At 64.1% G+C, this 18,627-nt stretch carries 14 protein-coding genes and 1 tRNA gene; 12 read left to right on the top strand and 3 right to left on the bottom strand.

Annotated features, from left to right (window positions below; genetic code table 11):
• Positions 1-100: 100 nt before the first annotated feature.
• Entirely contained in the window at positions 101-1,318 is a 1,218-nt protein-coding gene (locus tag LDO86_RS14310; RefSeq protein WP_018769116.1) for a pyridoxal phosphate-dependent aminotransferase, read from the bottom strand.
• A gap of 276 nt (positions 1,319-1,594) precedes the next feature.
• On the opposite strand from LDO86_RS14310, the gene LDO86_RS14305 reads away from it, so the two are divergent.
• The 9 genes from LDO86_RS14305 (at position 1,595) to rplL (ending at position 8,105) form a co-directional block, all read left to right on the top strand.
• Positions 1,595-1,667 (top strand) — tRNA-Trp (locus LDO86_RS14305).
• Between the two features lie 82 nt (positions 1,668-1,749).
• Entirely contained in the window at positions 1,750-2,034 is a 285-nt protein-coding gene (gene secE / locus LDO86_RS14300; RefSeq protein WP_018769117.1) for a preprotein translocase subunit SecE, read from the top strand.
• A 115-nt stretch (positions 2,035-2,149) separates the two neighbouring features.
• Positions 2,150-2,968: a transcription termination/antitermination protein NusG gene (gene nusG, locus LDO86_RS14295; RefSeq protein ID WP_018769118.1), complete on the top strand. Its 819-nt coding sequence runs from the start codon at positions 2,150-2,152 to the stop codon at positions 2,966-2,968.
• A gap of 128 nt (positions 2,969-3,096) precedes the next feature.
• Positions 3,097-3,528, top strand: a complete 432-nt coding sequence (gene rplK / locus LDO86_RS14290; protein ID WP_003803853.1) for a 50S ribosomal protein L11 — start codon at positions 3,097-3,099, stop codon at positions 3,526-3,528.
• Positions 3,529-3,706: 178 nt separating this feature from the next.
• Positions 3,707-4,414, top strand: coding sequence for a 50S ribosomal protein L1 (gene rplA / locus LDO86_RS14285; protein ID WP_018769119.1), 708 nt, complete (start codon positions 3,707-3,709; stop codon positions 4,412-4,414).
• A 132-nt stretch (positions 4,415-4,546) separates the two neighbouring features.
• The gene (locus tag LDO86_RS14280) at positions 4,547-5,644 is read left to right on the top strand and encodes a GNAT family N-acetyltransferase (RefSeq protein WP_018769120.1); all 1,098 of its coding nucleotides are present in this window, start codon (positions 4,547-4,549) and stop codon (positions 5,642-5,644) included.
• A 7-nt stretch (positions 5,645-5,651) separates the two neighbouring features.
• Complete coding sequence (locus LDO86_RS14275; RefSeq protein WP_018769121.1) at positions 5,652-6,770, top strand: GNAT family N-acetyltransferase; 1,119 nt, start codon at positions 5,652-5,654, stop codon at positions 6,768-6,770.
• A 297-nt stretch (positions 6,771-7,067) separates the two neighbouring features.
• Positions 7,068-7,649: a 50S ribosomal protein L10 gene (gene rplJ / locus LDO86_RS14270; RefSeq protein WP_018769122.1), complete on the top strand. Its 582-nt coding sequence runs from the start codon at positions 7,068-7,070 to the stop codon at positions 7,647-7,649.
• A gap of 78 nt (positions 7,650-7,727) precedes the next feature.
• Complete coding sequence (gene rplL, locus LDO86_RS14265; RefSeq protein WP_018769123.1) at positions 7,728-8,105, top strand: 50S ribosomal protein L7/L12; 378 nt, start codon at positions 7,728-7,730, stop codon at positions 8,103-8,105.
• Between the two features lie 72 nt (positions 8,106-8,177).
• On the opposite strand, the gene LDO86_RS14260 is transcribed toward rplL, so the two are convergent.
• Both LDO86_RS14260 and LDO86_RS14255 read right to left on the bottom strand, forming a co-directional pair.
• Positions 8,178-8,675 carry a YbaK/EbsC family protein gene (locus tag LDO86_RS14260; RefSeq protein ID WP_018769124.1) on the bottom strand — a complete coding sequence of 166 codons (498 nt, stop codon included), beginning with the start codon at positions 8,673-8,675 and terminating at the stop codon, positions 8,178-8,180.
• Complete coding sequence (locus tag LDO86_RS14255) at positions 8,675-9,874, bottom strand: acetyl-CoA C-acetyltransferase (RefSeq protein WP_026265738.1); 1,200 nt, start codon at positions 9,872-9,874, stop codon at positions 8,675-8,677. The genes LDO86_RS14260 and LDO86_RS14255 overlap by 1 nt, the downstream gene beginning before the upstream one ends.
• 255 nt (positions 9,875-10,129) lie before the next feature.
• Here LDO86_RS14255 and LDO86_RS14250 point away from each other — a divergent pair, with 255 nt between their 5' ends.
• The 3 genes from LDO86_RS14250 to LDO86_RS14240 all read left to right on the top strand — a co-directional run bounded on the left by LDO86_RS14250 (position 10,130) and on the right by LDO86_RS14240 (position 18,443).
• Positions 10,130-10,621, top strand: a complete 492-nt coding sequence (locus tag LDO86_RS14250) for a hypothetical protein (RefSeq protein WP_026265739.1) — start codon at positions 10,130-10,132, stop codon at positions 10,619-10,621.
• A 309-nt stretch (positions 10,622-10,930) separates the two neighbouring features.
• Positions 10,931-14,440 carry a DNA-directed RNA polymerase subunit beta gene (rpoB, locus tag LDO86_RS14245; protein ID WP_018769127.1) on the top strand — a complete coding sequence of 1,170 codons (3,510 nt, stop codon included), beginning with the start codon at positions 10,931-10,933 and terminating at the stop codon, positions 14,438-14,440.
• 103 nt (positions 14,441-14,543) lie between these two features.
• Entirely contained in the window at positions 14,544-18,443 is a 3,900-nt protein-coding gene (locus tag LDO86_RS14240; protein ID WP_018769128.1) for a DNA-directed RNA polymerase subunit beta', read from the top strand.
• Positions 18,444-18,627 lie beyond the last annotated feature (184 nt).

Raw genomic sequence — 18,627 nt, 5'->3', positions numbered from 1 at the left:
TAAAACCAAACGCCCCATCACCAGGTGATGGGGCGTTTGGTTTATTCCTGCGGAAGGTGATGGGGCGTTTGGGTTGTTCCTGCGGAAGGTGATGGAGCGACTACTGGGCCTTGCCCAGGAAGTCCTGCAGGCGCTGGACGCCCGTGGCGAGGTCGTCGTCGCCCAGGGCGTAGGACAGGCGCAGGTAGCCCGAGGGGCCGAAGGCTTCGCCGGGAACCACTGCCACCTCAACCTCGTCAAGGATGAGCGAGGCCAGTTCCGCGGAGGTCTGCGGCGTGGCCGTACCGGACGCGGTCGGGAATTCCTTGCCCAGCAGGGCACGGACGTCCGCGTACACGTAGAAGGCGCCCTTCGGCGTCGGGCATTCCACTCCGTCGATCGCGTTCAGTCCTGCCACGATCGCCTTGCGCCGGCGGTCGAACGCAACCTTCATTTCGTCCACGGCGGTCAGCGGACCGGACACGGCGGCGAGGGCGGCGATCTGCATGATGTTGGACACGTTGGAGGTGGCGTGCGACTGCAGGTTGGTGGCAGCCTTGATGACGTCGGCCGGGCCGATCATCCAGCCCACGCGCCACCCGGTCATGGCGTACGTCTTGGCAACGCCGTTGAGGATGACCACCTTGTCGCCCAGTTCGGGGGCCGCGGTGGCGATCGACGTGAACGGCACGCCGTCGTAGGTCAGGTGCTCATAGATTTCGTCCGTGACCACCCACAGGCCCTTGGCGGCGGCCCACTTGCCGATTTCCGCCACCTGCTCAGGGGAGTAGACGGCGCCGGTGGGGTTCGACGGCGAGACGAACAGCAGGATCTTGGTGCGGTCCGTCACGGCTGCTTCGAGCTGTTCGACGGTCACCAGGTAATCCTGTTCGGGGCCGGCGAAAACCTCCACGGGGACGCCGCCGGCGAGCCGGATAGCCTCCGGGTATGTGGTCCAGAACGGGGTGGGAACGATGACTTCGTCGCCCGGATCCACCAGGGTGGCGAAGGTGTTGTAGACGGCCTGCTTGCCGCCGTTGGTGACCAGGACCTGGGAGGGGTCCACCTGGTAGCCGGAATCGCGGAGGGTCTTCTCGGCGATGGCCTTCTTCAGCTCGGGCAGGCCGCCGGCGGGGGAGTAGCGGTGGAACTTGGGCTGCCCCGCAGCCTCGATTGCCGCCTGCACGATGTAGTCCGGGGTGGGGAAGTCGGGTTCACCCGCGCCGAAGCCAATAACGGGCCGGCCAGCTGCCTTCAGCGCCTTGGCCTTGGCATCGACGGCCAGGGTTGCGGATTCGGCAATTGCGGAAATGCGTTGGGAAACGCGGGCGGCAGACATGGCAGGTCCGTTCTTCGCTTGCAGCCGGGTGGCTGGAATGTGGGATTCGACGAGTTCTACTCTATGCTGTTCACCGGACCCTCCGGGGAGCCGGTTTTGATTTATGACTGCCCTGCGCAGAACCTTTCAGGCCGGACTTCGGACGGACCGGGCCGGGCTGGTTTTACCTACGCGAAGTTCTTGCGTAGACTGGTTCACCGGTGTTGAAACACGGATGATGACGTGCGCCCCAGTTCAAGCTGGTGTTGGGTCGTCAAAGAGTGGAATTCACTCCATAGGGTAGTGGCGCAATTGGTAGCGCAGCGGTCTCCAAAACCGCAGGTTGCAGGTTCGAGTCCTGTCTGCCCTGCGCAAGCTGCTCCGGGCGAAAGCCCGGGGCAGGCGCAGCAACCATGGTTCTGATCAGGGCCGGGTAATCCACCATTGCAAAGATGAGCGAGGACCAGGTGACCGAAACAGCTGCCAGCAGCTCCAAGGGCCGCCCAGCTAAGAAGGAAGCCAAGGCAAACTTCTTCGCCCGCATTGCACTCTTTGTCCGCCAGATTATCGGCGAACTGAAGAAGGTTGTTGCCCCCACCCGCAAGGAACTGATCAACTACACGCTCGTGGTGCTGGTGTTCGTGGCCATCATGATGGTCATCGTCAGCCTGCTGGACATTGGTTTCGGAACCGCTGTCAGCTGGATCTTCGGCGGTACCGGCCCCAGGGACAGCTAAGGCTGCACAGTCCGCAGGCCGCGTGTTCCATCCGGAAAACCGGAAGGGATGCGCCGGTGTGCGGGATTGAGCCATTTAAATAGGCATGTTAGGCAATGAGGAAGCAGGAGACCAAGTGTCTGAGCAGGAGCTCGAGGTAACCGAGACGGGGCTGGAAGAATCCCCGGACGTCACGGCAGAAGCCGGTGAAGAGTCCGAGGTTGAGTCCTCCACGCCCGAATCCGACGACGCCGCCTCCGACGTGGTAGTTGCTGCCGAAGGCGATGCATCAGACGCTGACGGGGAAGACGAGTCCGCCGACGCCCTCGCCGCCGCGGCAGCAGCTGCAGCCGTGGATCCCGCTGAGGAGTTCAAGGCCAAGCTGCGCCGCCAGGAAGGTGACTGGTACGTCATCCACTCGTACGCAGGTTACGAAAACCGCGTGAAGGCCAACCTTGAAACCCGCATCCAGACCCTGGACATGGAAGATTACATCTTCGAAATCCAGGTGCCCATGGAAGAAGTCGTGGAGATCAAGAACGCCCAGCGCAAGGTGATCAACCGCGTCCGCATCCCCGGCTACGTCCTGGTCCGCATGGACCTGACCGACGCCTCCTGGGGCGCCGTCCGCCACACCCCCGGCGTCACCGGATTCGTGGGCAACGCCCACAACCCGGTCCCGCTGCGCCTTGACGAGGTCTTCTCCATGCTCGCCCCTGTCTTCGAAGAGGAACAAGCCGAGAAGGGCAAGCCGGTCAACAAGCAGAACCAGGCTCCCGTGGCCGTCGACTTCGAGGTCGGTGAATCCGTCATCGTCAAGGAAGGTCCCTTCGAGACCCTTCCCGCCACGATCTCCGAGATCAAGCCCGAGTCCCAGACCCTCGTGGTGCTGGTCTCCATCTTCGAGCGCGAAACGCCCGTCACCCTGGCGTTCAACCAGGTCACCAAGATCTGAGAATCCTAGAATTCGTCCCGGCGCCGCCCGCTTAGCTGCACCGGAACGGCCGGCCGCCTTGCCATGGCGGCCAAAAACCTGAGGCACGCTCCTGTGCCCCAGGACGTTATTGAGAGAAGGACCCTACATTGGCTCCCAAGAAGAAGGTCACCGGCCTCATCAAGCTGCAGATCCAGGCAGGTGCCGCCAACCCGGCCCCGCCGATCGGTCCTGCGCTTGGCCAGCACGGTGTCAACATCATGGAATTCTGCAAGGCGTACAACGCTGCGACGGAAGCCCAGCGCGGAAACGTCATCCCCGTGGAAATCACGGTCTACGAAGACCGTTCCTTCACGTTCATTACCAAGACCCCGCCGGCTGCAGAACTCATCAAGAAGGCTGCAGGCGTCGCCAAGGGTTCAGCAACTCCGCACACCGTCAAGGTTGCCAAGCTGACCCAGGCCCAGGTCAACGAGATCGCCTCCACCAAGATGGAAGACCTCAACGCCACCAGCCTCGAAGGCGCAGCGAAGATCATCGCCGGCACCGCCCGCTCCATGGGCATCACCGTCGAGGGCTAACCACCCTTCCCGCTGTCCAGCGTCAGGTAGTTGACGACGACGGGCGGCACCGCCGGGACACCGGCACCAAACACATTGAAATGTTGGTCATCCGGGCCGGATAACGAACCGGATCACCGACTGTGGCAGGGCCCAGCGCGGTCCGCAGACCACAACTGCACAAGGAGAAATAAGCAGCATGGCAAAGCGCAGCAAAGCATATGAGGCAGCAGCCGCCAAGATCGACGCGGAGAAGCACTACGCGCCGTTCGAGGCAGTAACGCTGGCCAAGGACACCAACCCGTCCAAGTTCGACGCCACGGTTGAGGTTGCCTTCCGCCTCGGCGTTGACCCCCGCAAGGCCGACCAGATGGTCCGCGGCACCGTCAACCTGCCCCACGGCACCGGTAAGACGGCCCGCGTCCTGGTCTTCGCCACGGGCGACAAGGCTGAGGCCGCAATCGCAGCCGGCGCCGACTTCGTTGGTTCCGACGACCTGATCGAAAAGATCGCCGCCGGCTGGACCGACTTCGACGCCGCCGTTGCCACCCCTGACCTCATGGGCAAGGTTGGCCGCCTCGGTAAGGTCCTGGGTCCGCGTAACCTGATGCCGAACCCCAAGACGGGCACCGTGACCCCCGACGTCACCAAGGCCGTCAACGACATCAAGGGTGGAAAGATCGACTTCCGCGTCGACAAGCACTCCAACCTGCACTTCATCATCGGCAAGGTTTCCTTCGACGCCGTGAAGCTGGCCGAGAACTACGCAGCCGCACTGGAAGAGGTCCTTCGCCTCAAGCCGTCCGCATCCAAGGGCCGCTACATCCAGAAGGCCACCGTGGCCACCACGTTCGGCCCGGGCATCTCCGTTGACCCCAACGTCACCAAGGTGCTCACCGAGGCGTAAATCCTCAGCAGCGTCCCGTGCCTTCCGGCACTTCTGAAGGGACCGTCCGGCTACCAGCCGGGCGGTCCCTTCAGGCGTTAAAGGCCGCTTGCGCACCCTCGACAGCCGTCCACGGCTGGCTACGCTTGGGGAATGACGCAGCCGAACGCCCTGGTGATTTCCGCCGTCGTTGTTCCTCCGTCAACCGAGGGCGGCAGCGACTTTCAGGACTTCAACGACTGCCAGTCAATGCGGGAAGCGCACGAACTGCAGACATGGGGCGACCTTGACCGTGGCTACACCTACGCGGAGGAGGTGGAACACTGGCGCGGCACCGCATACGAGGCGCGGCACCTCTTTGTCGCCCGGCTGGGCAAGGAACCGGTGGGCATGTGTTCGGTGACGCTGCCCCTGCGGGAGAACACCGCCACGGCAGGGATCAACGTCCTGGTGGCGCCGGCCTTCCGGCGGCGCGGGCTGGGGCGGCGGCTCCTTGACCACGCGGAGAAGGTGGCCCGCGCCAACAACCGGACGTCGCTGGATGGCTACTTTGAACTCCCTGCCCGCCTGGTGGATGACGCGGGTCCGCTGGTACCTGCCATGTCGCGGGCCGGGGGACTTCCTTTGGCTGACCCGGCCACCTCCTTCGCCCTGTCCGCCGGGTACCGGCTGGAACAGGTGGAGCGTTCCAGCCGGCTCGACCTCCCCGTTCCGGGACAACTGCTGGCGCGGCTGGAGGCTGATGCCCTCAGCCACGCCGGCCATTATGGGCTGACGGCCTGGGACGTGCACTGTCCGGACCCGTTGATCGCCCGGTACGCCGCCCTGCGGGCACAAATGAGCACCGATGCGCCCACCGCCGGGATGGACTGGGAACGCGAGGACTGGGACGCCGCCCGCGTCCGGGACGATGAGCAGGCGCTGGCCAGGAGCGGCGTGCACTCATCCGTGGCGGCGGCCCTGCACCCCCGCACCGGTGAGCTGGTGGCCTATACCGTCCTGACCTGGCGGCCGCTGGTGCCGGGGTCGCTGCTCCAGCAGGACACCCTGGTCTCGGAGGAACACCGCGGCCACCGGCTGGGCATGCTGGTCAAGGTGGCCAACCTCCGCCGCGCACAGGAAAAGTGGCCCCGGGCGCGCTCGGTCCTGACATGGAATGCCAGCGAAAACCAGCATATGCTGGCGATAAATACCGCACTTGGATTCAGGCCCGCTGGCTATGAAGGTGAGTGGCAGAAACGGCTGGGATGATGCCCGAATGGCAATAGACGTAAAGATCGAGCAGCTTTGGATCCCCGACTCACTGGACACCCCCGACGCAGCGGACTTCCTTGCCGCCGTCGAAGTCGGCCGCAAGGTGCGGATGGCCACGTGGGGCAGCGACGATCTGGCTTACGGTCCACTGGAGAAGCTGCTTGAGTTCGCGGATCCGTATGAGCGCCAGCTGATCCTCGTGGCCAAGGTGGATGGCACCATTGTCGGAACGGTGGACATTGCACTGCCGCTGACTGACCACCTGGACCTCGCCGAACTCACTTTGGACATCCTCCCCGAGTACCAGCGGCAGGGCGTGGGACGGCGGCTGCTGGAGGCAGCCGAACAACTGGCAAGGGGGGAAGGGCGCAGCATGATCCTGGTGGACACCAACCACCCCGGCGCGTCCCTGTCTGAGTTTGAACAGGCCCTGCTGGTTCCCGGTACCGGCCAGGGGTTCGTGCCGCTGGAGAGCCGCGAAGTGGAGTTCGCGCAGAAGACCGGATACACGCTGCAGCACATCGAGCAGTTCAGCTCCTGCCGCTTGCCGCTGGACAGCAAGCTGGTGGCGGACCTCCAGGCTGAGGCCGACGAAGCAAACAACGGCAGGTACAGGCTGCACCACTGGACCGACCGCTGCCCGGAACGCTGGCTGGAGGCCGTGGCCGTCCTGGAAAACCAGGCCGGGGCCGATTTGGATCCCTCGCTGGACGCGCCCGTTGAGCAGGAGATGGTGTTCGACGGCGGCATCCTGCGGGAGGCGGAGGACGTCGCCATCGCGCAGGGCCGCAGAACGGTGGTCACCGCCGTCGAGCACATCGCCACCGGAGCCCTGGTGGGACTGACCACCATCACCGTGCTGGCGCACCGGGCCGACGTCGTGTTCCAGGACGACACCCTGGTGCTGCAGGAACACCGCGGCAACAAGCTGGGCCTGCTGATTAAGGTGGCCAACATGGAGCGGCTCAGCGAGCAGTTTCCTGACGCCCGCATCATCTACACCTGGAACGCGCCGGAGAACCGGTACCTCCTGACCGTCAACAGGCAGCTCGGCTTCCAGACGGCCGGCGTCACCGGGATCTGGCAAAAAGAGCTCCCCACGTTGCACACCAGTACCAGCTGAGCCCCCGATTTGGCGGAGCGGCAACGCCTCGCGTAAGCTGGGAGTACCAAAGACCGTCGGTTGTTGGAAATCCACTCTCCTGAACATGGCTCAACTCTGCAGTTGTGCTCCGGAGGCCACAGTGGGTTTCCGGACGAAGGACCCTCAACGCAGGGCGGCCGGCGCAGGTGAACGAAGCAAAGCTCCGCGGTACAGCCGTGTTGAGCCAAGCCCCGTGCATCTGCGCGGGGCGTTTTTAGTTTTAGCTCTCTTGAGCGGGGACCGTCGAATACCGGCACTATCCCCGGAAGGAGGGTTATGGCAACGCCTACCAAGGTTTCAGCAGTAGCTGAGATCACTAACGATTTCAAGGAATCGAACGCCGCTGTCCTGACCGAATACCGCGGGCTCACCGTTGCACAGCTCAAGCAGCTGCGTGTTTCTCTCGGCCAGGACACCAAGTTCGCGGTCGTCAAGAACACCCTGACCGCCATTGCAGCCAAGGAAGCCGGCGTCGAAGCATTCGACGGCCAGCTTGCCGGCCCCACTGCAATCGCGTTCATCAAGGGTGACGCAGTTGCCGCTGCCAAGAGCCTGACGGATTTTGCCAAGGCCAACAAGCAGCTGGTCATCAAGACCGGTTACTTCGAGGGCAAGGCCCTGGACGCCACCGAGGTTGCCGCACTTGCTGCCCTCGAGTCCCGTGAGCTGCAGCTCGCCAAGGTTGCAGGTGTCCTCAAGGCACCGGCCGCCGCAGCTGCACGCATCATCGACGCACTGCGCCTCAAGCTTGAAGAAGAGAACGGTGCACCGGCAGCTGCCGAAGCGCCCGCCGCTGAAGAAGCCCCCGCCGCTGAAGCTGAAGCTGCCGCTGAAGCTCCCGCTGCCGAAGAGAACTGATTCTCTTACCCCCACCAGACTCCGGTGCCCCTCAGGCCATGCGCCATTGCGGACACCACAACAGGAAGGACGCCTACCATGGCGAAGCTCAGCAACGAAGAGCTCATTGAAGCTTTCAAGGAACTGACCATCATCGAGCTCTCCGAGTTCGTCAAGCTCTTCGAAGAGACCTTCGAAGTTACCGCCGCTGCTGTTGCAGTTGCCGGCCCCGCCGGTGGCGGAGCTGCTGAAGAGGTTGAAGAGAAGACCGACTTCGACGTCATCCTCGAAGCTGCCGGCGACAAGAAGATCGCAGTCATCAAGGAAGTTCGCGCCATCACCTCCCTCGGCCTCAAGGAAGCCAAGGACCTGGTTGACGGTGCCCCCAAGGCTGTCCTCGAAGGCGCCAACAAGGAAGCTGCCGAGAAGGCCAAGGAGCAGCTCGAGGCTGCAGGCGCCACCGTTACCCTCAAGTAACAACGCCTTTTCCTCAGGAAACCCCGTCCACTCCGGTGGGCGGGGTTTCCTGCTTTAAACGGGTCTCCCGCGTTACGCGGGGTCGCTGATATCCGCCACAACCGCGTCCAGGGCTGCGGTCAGGGCATCGGCGTCAACGAACGCACTGTAGCCATGGGCGCCGGCCCCCATGGAGATCCGTCGCCCAGTGATCGTGGCGTCGGCATAGACCGGCCAGGCGGTGGTGCTCCCCAGCGGAGTGATGGTGCCCCGCTCATAGCCGGTTGCCTCCAGCGCGGCAGCGGCGGGCGGGAGGGACAGCTTGTTGACGCCTACCAGGGCGCGGAGCTTGGGCCAGGAGATCTGCCGGTCGCCCGGGACCAGGGCGAACAAAAAGGTGCCGTCCTTGTGCCTGACCACCAGGGATTTGACGATGTCGGCCGGGCTGATGCCCAGGATGCCGGCTGCCTCTTCGAGGCTCTTTGCTGCCGGGCGCTGCACCACGTCAACCTGCAGGCCGCGGGCCGCGGCGTCGGCCAGGAAGCGTTCCCGTCCGACGCCGTCCGTTCCGTTTCCGGATGCGCCCGCCATCAGTCGCGGTACAGCAGGAGGGCCTCGCCCTGCCCGCCCCCGCCGCAGAGGGACACGGCGGCTTTGCCCGTTCCGCGCCGTTTCAGCTCATGGGCCGCATGGGCCGCCAGCCGTGCGCCCGAGGCCCCGATCGGATGTCCCAGCGCGATGGCACCGCCGTGTATGTTGCACTTTTCCAGGGGGTAGTCCAGGTCCTTCAGGGACTGTACCGCCACGGACCCGAAGGCCTCGTTGATCTCGATGAAGTCAAGGTCCGCAGTGCTCCACCCGGCCTTGCCCAAGGCGTTCATGATGGCGTTTGACGGCTGGGAATGCAGCGAGTTGTCAGGGCCGGCCACCTGTCCCGGCTTTCCCACCACGGCCAGGTACTCCAGCCCGTTCTCCTCCGCGTAGCCTCGGGATGCGAGCACCAGGGCGGCGGCGCCGTCGGACAGGGGAGAGGAGTTACCGGCGGTGATGGTGCCATCGGTGACGAACGCTGCGCGCAGGCCTGCCAGCGACTCCACCGAGGTGTTGGGGCGGACGCCCTCGTCGGAATCCACCACCAGGGGCTCGCCCTTGCGCTGCTTCACGCTGATGGGTGCGATCTCGCCGTCGAACGTTCCGTTCTTTGCCGCCAGCGCCGCGCGCTGGTGGGACTGGGCGGCAACGTTGTCCTGCGACGTGCGGTCAATGCCCAGCGTGAGGTTCCGTGTTTCCGTGGACAGGCCCATGGACTGCCCGTCGAAGGCATCGGTCAAGCCGTCATGGGCGGCAGCGTCCAGCGCCTGGATGGAGCCGTACGTCCATCCCTGGCGGGACCCCGGGAGCAGGTGCGGCGCCCGGCTCATCGACTCCTGGCCGCCGGCCACCACCACCGCGGCCTCGCCGGCACGGATCATCCGGGCGGCGTCGATCACCGCCGTCAGGCCTGAAAGACACACCTTATTGACTGTGACGGCGGGGACGTTCCAGCCGATGCCGGCGCCGACGGCGCTCTGCCGCGCTGGATTCTGCCCCGCACCGGCCTGAAGCACCTGGCCCATGATCACGGCCTCCACGTCGCCGGTGCCGACGCCGCTGGATTCCAGTGCGGCTTTGATGGCGTGGGCGCCAAGGTCCACGGCGGTGAGACTCGAGAGCTGGCCGTTGATCCGGCCCTGCGGAGTCCGTGCTGCCCCGAGGATGACAACGTCACTGTTGTCGGGAGAGTTGCCCATGGTTTTCACTTTCAGTCCGGTTCCGGTGTAAGCCACCAAGGCTATCGTGACCCTGGTCACCCAACTATTCAAACGCTGGAACCCCTATGTGCATTCCTGAATCAGTTCGTTCCACACGCGGCAGGGGAGAGGTCCCCATCGGCAGCGTTGTGCACGACGGCGGCCTCTTGCGTAGGGTGGACGGCGAGGCTTTGCAGGGGCACATGCTTTGCAGGGGGACAGATGGTCCGGAGCCGGGACGGACGGAGCGACACAGTGAAGACGACATCTATCGCGGCAGCCACGGCCGCCACGGCCTTACTGGCGGGCGGAATGATGGCAGGCTGCTCGGTGTCCACCCCGGCGCCGGCGGAATCGGTCCAGTCGACCGCATCGCCGGAGCAGACCCGGGATGCGGCCGGCAGCAGCCCCCTGGCCACCGGCGGCACGGCAAGCCAGGGTGCCAGGGCGGGCGGAACCCGGGAAGCCTGCGAGCTCTTCAACAGGCTGGTGGCGGATTACTCCGCTGTTGCACCCACTGACTCCAAGGGCTATGAGGACGTGTACCTGAAGGCCCAGGACGCCAAGGACACTGTCTCCGGGGATCTGCAGGGACTGTTTGCCTCCCTGAGCCTGCTGGCCATCGACCACTCATCCGCGGCGGAGGCCGGAGCCAAGCCGGCGCCGGAGTCCCAGGACGCGGTGCGGGACGCCGTCTTCGCCAACTCCGCGGCTTGCACGGCGGCGGGCGTCACGCTCAGGCTCTAGTATCCGGGCGGCGCCCTAGGGATCCCCAAAAATCAGGTGCTTGCAATCCGGCCGGATGTGGGGTAGACACGTAGGTTATTTTGCCGTATCGTAGATATTTGCGTCTTCCCTGTTTACCTTCAGCCTTCATATAGCGGTGGGCTTTGCCTGGCAGCTGGCAATCAACGTGCCGTAACAACGGTCACAGCATAGTCAGTATCAGGTCCCGGGTCATATAGCGGAACCGGATGGTAGCGCTGCGGAGTCACTCCGCAGGGTGCACAGCGGGGGAGATCTGAAAACGCCTGAAGGTCTGTGGAAGGATCCCTCTTGGTCGCCTCGAGCACCTCTAATAACGAAACCGCTAACACTGCCGACAGCACTGATGGTGCCACTCGCCGGCTCTCATTCGCAAAGATTCACGAACCTCTTGACGTTCCGAATCTGCTTGCCCTGCAGACGGACAGCTTTGACTGGCTGGTCGGCAATGAGCGCTGGCAGGCACGCGTGGCAAAGGCTGTCGAAGAAAACGATCTCAGCGTCGCCACCACGTCCGGCCTGTCGGACATCTTCGAAGAGATCTCCCCGATCGAGGATTTCCAGGGCACTATGTCCCTGAGCTTCTCCGATCCGGAGTTCGCTGACCCCAAGTACACCATGGCCGAATGCAAGGACCGGGACGCAACGTACTCGGCTCCTCTGTACGTCAAGGCCGAGTTCATGAACAACAACACGGGCGAAATCAAGCAGCAGACCGTGTTCATGGGTGACTTCCCGCTGATGACCGAGAAGGGCACCTTTGTCGTCAACGGCACCGAGCGTGTCGTCGTCTCCCAGCTGGTCCGTTCCCCGGGCGCCTACTTCGAGCGCGCCGCTGACAAGACCAGCGACAAGGACATCTTCACCGCGAAGATCATCCCTTCCCGCGGTGCCTGGTTTGAGCTCGAGATCGACAAGCGCGACCAGGTCGGTGTCCGCCTCGACCGCAAGCGCAAGCAGTCCGTCACCGTCCTGCTGAAGGCCCTTGGCTGGACCGAAGGCCAGATCCTCGAAGAGTTCGGCCAGTACGACTCCATGCGGGCAACCCTGGAGAAGGACGCCACCGAGACCCGCGAAGACGCCCTGCTGGACATCTACCGCAAGCTGCGTCCGGGCGAGCCGCCCACCGTCGAGGCTGCCCAGTCCCTGCTGGACAACCTGTACTTCAACTCCAAGCGCTACGATCTGGCCAAGGTTGGCCGCTACAAGATCAACCGCAAGCTGGGCATCGACCGCTCCCTTGGCGACAAGGAAGCTTCTGTCCTGCACGTTGAAGACATCGTTGCCATGATCAAGTTCCTCGTCGCGCTGCACGCCGGCGAGAAGACCATCAAGGGCACCCGCGATGGCCAGGAAGTGGACCTGCGCGTCGAAATCGACGACATCGACCACTTCGGCAACCGCCGCATCCGCGCCGTCGGCGAGCTCATCGAGAACCAGGTCCGCACGGGCCTGTCCCGCATGGAGCGCGTTGTCCGCGAGCGTATGACCACCCAGGACGTCGAGGCCATCACGCCGCAGACCCTGATCAACATCCGCCCCGTGGTCGCAGCCATCAAGGAGTTCTTCGGAACCTCCCAGCTGTCGCAGTTCATGGACCAGAACAACCCGCTCTCGGGCCTGACCCACAAGCGCCGCCTGTCGGCCCTTGGCCCCGGTGGTCTGTCCCGTGACCGCGCCGGCATGGAAGTCCGTGACGTGCACCCGTCCCACTACGGACGTATGTGCCCCATCGAAACCCCTGAAGGCCCCAACATCGGCCTGATCGGTTCGCTGGCATCCTACGGACGCATCAACCCGTTCGGGTTCATCGAAACCCCGTACCGCCTGGTCAAGGACGGCGTCGTGTCCGACGACGTCCAGTACCTGACAGCCGACGACGAGGCCGAGGTCCTGATCGCCCAGGCCAACGCGCCGCTGGACGAGAACAACAAGTTCGCTGAAGACACCGTGCTGGTCCGTGCCCGTGGTGGTGGGGGCGAGCCCGTCCTGGTTCCGGCCGCGGACGTTGAGTTCATGGACGTCTCCCCGCGCCAGATGGTGTCCGTGGCTACCGCCCTGATCCCGTTCCTGGAGCACGACGACGCCAACCGCGCACTCATGGGTGCCAACATGCAGCGCCAGGCTGTGCCGCTGGTCCGTTCCGAGGCCCCGTTCGTGGGCACCGGCATGGAGCGCGCTGCCGCCGTCGACGCCGGTGACGTTGTCATCGCCAAGAAGGCGGGTGTGGTCACCGAGGTTTCCGCCGAGCTCGTCATCATGCTCAACGACGACGGCACCGAGACCAACTACCGCATCAACAAGTTCGCCCGCTCCAACCAGGGCAACTGCTACAACCACCGCGTCCTGGTGAACGAAGGCCAGCGCCTGGAAGTTGGCGGCATCATCGCCGACGGCCCGGCAACGGACCAGGGCGAGCTCGCACTGGGCAAGAACCTGCTCGTGGCATTCATGTCATGGGAAGGCCACAACTTCGAGGACGCCATCATCCTCTCGCAGCGCATCGTTGCCGAGGACGTCCTTTCCTCCATCCACATCGAGGAGCACGAGATCGATGCCCGCGACACCAAGCTTGGTGCCGAGGAAATCACCCGTGACATCCCCAACGTGTCCGAGGAAGTCCTGGCAGGCCTGGACGAGCGCGGCATCATCCACATCGGTGCCGAGGTTGAAGCAGGGGACATCCTGGTTGGAAAGGTCACCCCGAAGGGTGAAACCGAACTGACCCCGGAAGAGCGCCTGCTGCGCGCCATCTTCGGTGAGAAGTCCCGCGAAGTCCGCGACACCTCCCTGAAGGTGCCCCACGGCGAGTCCGGCACCGTCATCGGCGTCCGCGTCTTCGACCGCGACAACGACGACGAGCTGCCCCCGGGCGTGAACCAGCTGGTCCGCGTCTACGTGGCCGCCAAGCGCAAGATCACCGACGGCGACAAGCTCGCCGGCCGCCACGGCAACAAGGGTGTTATCTCCAAGATCCTCCCCGTTGAGGACATGCCCTTCCTTGCCGACGGCACCCCCGTTGACATCGTCCTGAACCCGCTGGGTGTTCCGGGCCGTATGAACGTGGGCCAGGTGCTCGAAACCCACCTTGGCTGGGTTGCCAAGACCGGTTGGAAGATCGAAGGCGAGCCCGAGTGGGTCAAGCAGTTGCCGAACCTGCCGCGCGAGAGTGGTCCCACCACTGTTGCAACGCCGGTGTTCGACGGTGCCCGCGAAGAGGAAATCACGGGCCTGCTGGATTCCACCAACGTGACCCGCGATGGTGAGCGCCTGATCAACTCCTCCGGCAAGACCCGCCTGTTTGACGGCCGCTCCGGCGAGCCGTTCCCGGACCCGATCTCGGTCGGCTACATGTACATCCTGAAGCTCCACCACCTGGTGGACGACAAGATCCACGCACGCTCCACCGGCCCGTACTCCATGATCACGCAGCAGCCCCTGGGTGGTAAGGCACAGTTCGGTGGCCAGCGCTTCGGTGAAATGGAAGTGTGGGCGCTCGAAGCTTACGGCGCCGCCTACACGCTCCAGGAACTCCTCACGATCAAGTCGGATGACATCCACGGTCGTGTGAAGGTCTACGAAGCGATCGTCAAGGGCGAGAACATCCCCGAGCCGGGCGTTCCCGAATCCTTCAAGGTCTTGATCAAGGAAATGCAGTCGCTGTGCCTGAACGTGGAAGTCCTTTCCACGGACGGAACCACAATTGAAATGCGTGACTCTGATGACGCAGTCTTCACGGCTGCGGAGGAACTGGGCATCGATCTGTCTCGCGCAGAGCCCAGCTCCGTAGAAGAGGTCTAGCAGGAGGTTTGCGACGGCGGGTGACCACCCGCCGTCGTACGCCCCCTCCCTCATCCCGCACCAAGACTTCAGAATTTAGAGAACAAGAGAGAACAGGGACCATATGTCCAGCGAATCCTCCTTCGGCCTCATGCAGATCGGCCTCGCCACCGCGGAAGACATCCGCGGCTGGTCGTACGGCGAGGTTAAGAAGCCGGAAACCATCAACTACCGCACGCTCAAGCCCGAGAAGGACGGCCTCTTCTGCGAGAAGATCTTCGGCCCGTCCCGGGACTGGGAATGCTACTGCGGCAAGTACAAGCGCGTGCGCTTCAAGGGCATCATCTGTGAGCGCTGTGGCGTTGAAGTCACCCGCGCCAAGGTCCGCCGTGAGCGCATGGGCCACATCGAACTGGCCGCCCCCGTCACGCACATCTGGTACTTCAAGGGTGTTCCGTCCCGCCTGGGCTACCTCCTTGACCTGGCCCCGAAGGACCTCGAAAAGGTCATCTACTTCGCCGCCTACATGATCACCAGCGTCGACGAAGCTGCCCGCCACGAGGAATTGCCCAACCTGCAGGTTGAGCACGACATCGAGAAGAAGCAGCTGATCGACAACCGCGATGCCGACATCGCCGCGATCGCCCGCGACCTCGAAGGCGAAATCGCACGCCTCGAAGGCGAAGGCGCCAAGGCTGCCGACAAGAAGAAGGCCCGCGACTCCGCCGACCGCCAGATGGCCAACGTGCGCAAGCGTGCCGACGCCGACATCGAGCGCCTCGAGCAGGTCTGGGACCGCTTCAAGAACCTGAAGGTCGCCGACCTCGAAGGTGACGAAGGCCTGTACCGCGAACTGCGGGACCGCTACGGCATGTACTTCGAGGGCTCCATGGGTGCCGAAGCCATCAAGAAGCGCCTTGAGAACTTCGACATGCAGGCCGAGTCCGACCTGCTGCGCGACGTCATCGCCAACGGCAAGGGCCAGCGCAAGACCCGCGCCCTCAAGCGCCTGAAGGTGGTCAACGCGTTCCTGACCACCAACAACAGCCCGCTTGGCATGGTCCTCGACGCCGTCCCGGTGATCCCGCCGGAACTGCGCCCCATGGTCCAGCTGGACGGTGGCCGCTTCGCGACCTCCGACCTCAACGACCTGTACCGCCGCGTGATCAACCGCAACAACCGCCTCAAGCGCCTGCTTGACCTGGGTGCTCCGGAGATCATCGTCAACAACGAGAAGCGCATGCTTCAGGAAGCTGTTGACAGCCTCTTCGACAACGGCCGCCGCGGCCGTCCGGTCACCGGACCGGGCAACCGTCCGCTGAAGTCCCTGAGCGACATGCTCAAGGGCAAGCAGGGCCGTTTCCGCCAGAACCTCCTCGGCAAGCGCGTCGACTACTCCGGCCGTTCGGTCATCGTCGTCGGCCCGCAGCTGAAGCTGCACCAGTGCGGCCTGCCCAAGCAGATGGCCCTGGAGCTCTTCAAGCCGTTCGTGATGAAGCGCCTGGTTGACCTCAACCACGCCCAGAACATCAAGTCGGCCAAGCGGATGGTGGAGCGCTACCGCCCGCAGGTCTGGGACGTGCTCGAAGAGATCATCACCGAACACCCGGTGCTGCTCAACCGTGCACCTACCCTGCACCGCCTGGGCATCCAGGCGTTCGAGCCGCAGCTTGTCGAAGGCAAGGCAATCCAGCTTCACCCGCTGGTTTGTGGCGCGTTCAACGCCGACTTCGACGGCGACCAGATGGCAGTGCACCTGCCGCTGAGCCCCGAGGCGCAGGCTGAGGCCCGCATCCTGATGCTGTCCTCGAACAACATCCTGAAGCCCTCCGACGGACGCCCGGTCACCCTGCCTTCGCAGGATATGATCATCGGCCTTTACCACCTGACCACAAAGCGTGTCGGTTCAGCCGGCGAAGGCCGCATCTTCGGTTCGGTTTCGGAAGCCATCATGGCGTTCGATGCCCGCGAGCTGCACCTGAACTCGCAGGTCAAGATCCGCCTCGAAGGCTTCGTGCCCTACGCCGGCTGGGAAGCTCCGGAAGGCTGGGAGCCGGGTCAGCCCGCACTCGTCCAGACCTCCCTGGGCCAGGTCCTCTTCAACGAGACCCTGCCCGAGGACTACCCCTGGGTTGAGGCTGTTGCCGACAAGGGCGAACTGTCCCGCATCGTCAACGACCTTGCCGAGCGCTACCCGAAGGTCGTCACCGCAGCAACGCTGGACAACCTGAAGGATGCCGGTTTCTACTGGGCCACCCGTTCGGGCGTCACCGTCGCCATCTCCGACATCGAGGTCCCGGCCGCCAAGCCGGAAATCCTTGCCGGGTACGAAGAGCGGGCCGCCAAGATCCAGGGCCAGTACGACAAGGGCCTGATCGACGACGACGAGCGCCGCCAGGAACTGATCGAGATCTGGAACAAGGCAACCAACGAGATCGCCCAGGCAATGCGTGACAGCCTGTCCCCGATGAACACCATCAACCGCATGGTGTCCTCCGGTGCACGTGGTAACTGGATGCAGGTCCGCCAGATCGCGGGTATCCGTGGCCTGGTGGCCAACCCGAAGGGCGAGATCATCCCGCGCCCCATCAAGTCCTCCTACCGTGAGGGCCTGTCGGTGCTGGAATACTTCATCGCCACCCACGGCGCCCGTAAGGGCCTGGCCGATACCGCTCTGCGTACCGCCAACTCGGGTTACCTGACCCGTCGTCTGGTGGACGTCTCCCAGGACGTAATCGTCCGCGAAGAAGACTGCGGCACCGAGCGTGGCCTGGTCACGCCCATCGCCGTCGCCGACTCCAACGGTGAGCTCGTCCTGGACGAGAACGTCGAGAACAGCGCCTACGCACGTACGCTCGCCGTCGACGTCGTGGACTCCGAGGGCAACGTCCTCGCAGCCGCCGGCACCGACTGCGGCGACGTCGTCATCGCCGAGCTCTTCAAGGCAGGCATCACCGAGGTCAAGGTCCGCTCCGTACTCACCTGTGAGTCCAGCGTCGGCACCTGCGCCCTGTGCTACGGCCGTTCGCTTGCCACCGGCAAGACCGTGGACATCGGCGAGGCCGTGGGCATCATCGCCGCACAGTCCATCGGTGAACCCGGTACCCAGCTGACCATGCGTACGTTCCACACCGGTGGTGCAGTTTCCGCCAGCGGCGGCGACGACATCACCCAGGGTCTGCCCCGTATCCAGGAGCTCTTCGAAGCCCGTACTCCGAAGGGTGTCGCCCCGATTGCTGAAGCAGCCGGCCGCATCACCATCGAAGAGTCCGAGCGCCAGATGCGCCTGGTCATCACCCCGGATGACGGAACGGAAGAGATCGCTTACCCGGTCCTGCGCCGTTCACGCCTGCTGATCGAAGACGGCGACCACGTCTCCGTCGGACAGAAGCTGATCAACGGCCCGGTGGACCCCAAGCAGGTCCTGCGCATCATGGGTCCGCGTGCGGCACAGAAGTTCCTGGTGGACGAAGTCCAGGGCGTGTACCGCAGCCAGGGCATCGGTATCCACGACAAGCACGTCGAGGTTATCGTCCGCCAGATGCTGCGCCGCGTCACGGTCATCGAGTCCGGTGAATCGGACCTGCTGCCCGGCGAACTCGCCGAGCGCAGCCGGTTCGAGGAAGCGAACCGGCGCGTTGTGTCCGAGGGCAAGACTCCGGCTTCCGGACGTCCGGAGCTCATGGGCATCACCAAGGCGTCGCTGGCCACCGAGTCCTGGTTGTCCGCAGCTTCCTTCCAGGAGACCACCCGCGTCCTGACGCAGGCGGCCATGGAAGGCAAGAGCGATCCGCTGCTGGGCCTGAAGGAGAATGTCATCATCGGTAAGCTGATCCCGGCCGGCACGGGCCTCCCGCGCTACACCGAGGTCACCGTCGAGCCCACTGAGGAAGCAAAGGCCAACCTGTTCACCGGCCCCAGCGCATTCAGTGACTTCTCGTACGACACCCTGGGCGGTGACGGAGCTCCCGAGTTCCACGCCATCCCGCTGGATGACTACGACCTGGGCAACGACTTCCGGTAACCAACTCCGGTAGAGCCTTACGAGGGGATGGTCCCGCACCGAAAGGTGGGGGACCATCCGCTTTAACCCCCCGATTAAGGCATGGAGCCTGTCCGTGCTAGACTTGTTACCAATTGTTATTGTGGCAGTGGATGAGAGCGCCGGTATCAGCTGAAAAGCTGGACCAGAGCGACGTTTCCGGTTT

The organism is Arthrobacter sp. StoSoilB19 (genome assembly GCF_019977275.1).
GTDB lineage: Bacteria > Actinomycetota > Actinomycetes > Actinomycetales > Micrococcaceae > Arthrobacter.
The sequence above is the reverse complement of the archived record's forward strand: the minus strand, read 5'-3'. Positions and strand labels throughout refer to the sequence as shown.